The sequence below is a fragment of the Streptomyces sp. SID1328 genome (genome assembly GCF_009865595.1).
Taxonomy (GTDB): Bacteria; Actinomycetota; Actinomycetes; order Streptomycetales; family Streptomycetaceae; genus Streptomyces; species Streptomyces griseoluteus.
On record NZ_WWKH01000655.1, the window covers coordinates 1 to 1081 of the forward strand.

Here is a 1081-nt window from a genome sequence, read left to right on the forward strand (position 1 = left end):
CGAACGAAGCTTCATCTCACGATCTCCTGTCGTACAGAGAGGCACCGGCCCGTCGGGTCGGCTCGTGAATGAAATTACCTACAGCCGACATGACCGGCATATCGGAAGTCGGGGATTCGGCTCCAAACAGGGCATTTTTTGATCTTCTTCCTGACGTGACGAAAAATCAGATAAGTTGGATAGAAAGCTGATTGACATACTATTGGGCCTTCCAGGTGACATTCTGACGCCTCCTCACTCGCCCAATCACGGCGCGTCGCTGCGGACCCGATGAACTGAGCCGTGTTACGCGGGGCCGCGCCGGAGCCCGCCGACGGGCCGCACAGCCCGGCAGGAGACCGCAGAACACCCCGGTCATACCGGGCCTGCGACGCCATGCGCAGACAAGGGCGTGGCCGAGGCGCCGGATGCCTGACCCGGTTCCCGTTACCCGGCGTCGCCCGCGCGCAGCGGGTTCGGCAGTGGCAGGTAGCGGGCGTCCGCCCCGTCCGCGCCGGTCCAGCGGAGCAGCAGGTTGGTCTTGCCGGGCAGGGCGGGCGCGGCAAGCAGCGCCGGTGTCTCCGGGAGCGGGTGGCGGGACAGTTCGGCGCGGACGGCCGGCCAGGGGTCGAGGCCGGGGTGGGCCTCGGCGAGGGCGGCGGCGATCTCGCCGAGGTGGTTGACGAGCAGGCAGTACACCAGCCGCTCCCACCCGGCCCCCCGGCTCACGTCGGACAGCAGCTTGGCACCCTCGGCGTCCCGGAACAGCGCCTGCACGGGCATTCCGGCGGCGTCGACGGCGACCAGGGTGTTCTGCAGGTGCGCCTCCAGCACCACCCCGTGCTCGTCGAAGGCGCGGAGCGCGGGCGGGACGACCTGGCGCAGATACGCGGCCCACCAGGCGTCCGGGTCGGGCGCGGCGGCGAGCGGGCTGCCGTCGAAGCCCTCCGCGAGCCCGGCCGCGAGCAGCGGAGTGGCGCCGGGCAGGAGGTGGCCGCGCAGGCCGTCGCGGACCACGACGGCGAGTTCCTCGAAGGCGAACGCGGCGGTGCGGTAGCCCCGGTCGCTGAGCCAGGCCGCGGGCGGTCCCATCGCGGCGAAG

1 protein-coding gene is annotated in these 1081 nt (G+C 70.8%); it reads right to left on the reverse strand.

Features of this window, described 5'->3' with window-relative positions:
• Window positions 1–426 precede the first annotated feature (426 nt).
• Window positions 427–1081, reverse strand: a 655-nt coding sequence (locus GT030_RS21040) for a ferric iron reductase (RefSeq protein WP_202460372.1), incomplete at its 5' end; no start/stop codon positions are given.